Origin of the sequence: Luminiphilus syltensis NOR5-1B, from assembly GCF_000158175.1 — a bacterium.
GTDB lineage: Bacteria > Pseudomonadota > Gammaproteobacteria > Pseudomonadales > Halieaceae > Luminiphilus > Luminiphilus syltensis.
Window position 1 is genome coordinate 1 of sequence record NZ_DS999411.1, and the last position, 2,322, is coordinate 2,322.

At 57.5% G+C, this 2,322-nt stretch carries 2 protein-coding genes; both read right to left on the reverse strand.

Translation table 11 applies throughout. The annotated features are described in order from the left end of the window. Positions 1-174: 174 nt before the first annotated feature. On the reverse strand, positions 175-1,560 hold the full coding sequence (gene dbpA / locus NOR51B_RS00005; RefSeq protein ID WP_040482189.1) for an ATP-dependent RNA helicase DbpA: 1,386 nt from the start codon (positions 1,558-1,560) through the stop codon (positions 175-177). 132 nt (positions 1,561-1,692) lie between these two features. Beyond that, positions 1,693-2,322: formate dehydrogenase accessory sulfurtransferase FdhD (locus tag NOR51B_RS00010; RefSeq protein ID WP_195891452.1), on the reverse strand; the 630-nt coding region annotated here is incomplete at its 5' end.

The following is a 2,322-nucleotide window of genomic DNA, read 5'->3' on the forward strand; positions in this document are numbered from 1 at the left end:
CAGTGTGCTAGCGCCGTAAATAGGTCAATGGCTTTATTCGGCAACTAAATCGTACAAAGGAATTCTTGGCGCGCAAAAAGATAGGCACCATGGCACTCCAACAGAATGACCAAACAGATTTTATGAATTAATCAGCGAAGAAAAGAGGCGTATTCTTAGATTGGAAATCCTTACCTAGCGAATCTTCCGCGCCCGTACGCTGCGTCCCTTGACCTTCCCCTGAGTGAGGTAGTTCATCGCCTGCCGGAGGGCTTGCCGGCTGACAGCAACATAACTACTGGTATCAAAGATCGAAATTTTTCCAATCTGATCACCGCTTAATCCAGCATCGCCCGTCAGCGCCCCCAGCACGTCACCAGGGCGTACCTTTTGCTTGCGCCCGGCGTCGAGTTGGATCGTGACCATGGCGCCGGTGAGTTGATAGTCGGGGTCGCGGTCCAGTGACGCGAGCACATCGCAGGCGCAGGGTTGCTGCTTATAGTCTTCGATCGCGCGAATCCGCGGCGATTCGGCAGGAACAACAATACTGCACGCCTTGCCCACGGCACCCGCCCGACCGGTGCGGCCGATACGGTGTACATACACCTCGGGGTCACGGGGCAATTCATAATTCACCACCATCTCGAGATCTTTGATATCGAGCCCTCTCGCGGCAACATCGGTCGCCACCAGTACGGGACAACTGTCATTGGTCAGTTGCAGTAAGACCTGGTCGCGCTCGCGCTGCTCAAGATCCCCATGAATGGCCCGGGCCTCGATACCCTGCCCACGCAAAAATACGGCGACCTCATCACACTGCTTTTTGGTATTGCAAAAGACCACGGCGTTAGCAGGCCGATAGTGCTCAAAAAGCGCACAGAGGGTTGCCTGTCGCTCATGCTTGTTCACTTCATAAAAAAGTTGCTCGATGACCGCCTCGTTGTGGGCGACATCATCGACCGTGACCGATGCGGGATTTCGCTGAATCGATCGACTGATCCGCTGAATATCCTGCGGGTAGGTGGCCGAGAATAAAAGCGTCTGCCGATCGCCGGGCATGCCGCTGATAATCTGCTTGATGGCATCGGCAAACCCCATATCCAACATACGGTCAGCCTCATCGAGTACCAGCGTTTTTACGGACTCGATGTTCAGGCTACCCCGCTTCAGATGATCCTCAATCCGGCCCGGGGTGCCCACCACAATATGCGCGCCGTGGCTTAGGGAATCCCGCTGTGGCCCCAACGGAACACCACCACACAGCAATACCAGCTTGATATTGGGCATTCGGCTGGCGAGCCTGCGGATCTCCTTACCCACCTGATCTGCCAGTTCACGGGTGGGACACATTACAAACGCCTGAACGCCAAAAAATCGAGGGTTGATAGTGGCCAGCAAACCCAATGCAAATGCGGCGGTCTTGCCGCTACCCGTCTTCGCACGAACAATCACATCCCGGCCAGAAAGAATCAGCGGCAGGCTCTGGGCCTGTACCGGCGTCATCGCCTTGTAACCCAGCGCATCGAGGGCATCGAGTTGATTGGGCGCCAGCGGCAGGCTGGAAAAGGCAGTAGAACTCATGACAACAGGCATACCGTTACGGCGAGAAAGGCGCACCATAACAGACTGGCGCAAACATCTGATCGATCAAGACGACACTATCATCGTTCAATCACCTACCGGCGCGACGTCGGTTCCCGCCCAAGACGACGGTTACGGCGAACAGGCGGTACTTTCCGCGTACACCATTGGCGCGGCGCCGGCGAAGGCAATTAGGTTTAGATTGCAACGCAACGCGGTCTCCACCGCCAGTGACGTCGGAGCGGAAAGCGCCACCAGCGAACCCACTCCCGCGATGGCTGTTTTAGCAACAATTTCGTAACTCGCACGACTGGTGATCAGCACAAATCCGGACTGGCTGGCGGCATTGGGGGGCGCGCTATTACGGCGCTGCCCTGCGAGGGCACCAATCAGCTTATCGAGTGCGTTGTGTCGGCCGACATCCTCGCGGAGAAGCCCGAGATTGCCCTCGGCGTCACACCACACGGCAGCGTGGCTCGCGGAGGTCTGCTGCTGGATCGGCTGAAGACCACGCAGGCTGTTAACCGCCTTCTGGATAGCGCCAAGCGAAGGCTTCGGGGTGTCCGCGAGTCGCGGTAGCGGCATTAGCGCCTGCTCCAGCGATTCCTTACCGCATAGGCCACAGCCGCTTCGCCCCGACATGTATCGGCGCCGCTGCTTAAGCGCCGCAAAGGGCTCGGTGAGGATTTCCAGATGAATCTCGTAACCCGCATCTGCGGGCGTGACCTCAACCCCAATAGCTGCGACGCGCCGTGAGATACC

Bases quoted from the DNA above. Each gene is read 5' to 3' on its own strand.
- dbpA (WP_040482189.1), bottom strand. From the start codon at position 1,560: ATGAGTTCTACTGCCTTTTCCAGCCTGCCGCTGGCGCCCAATCAACTC.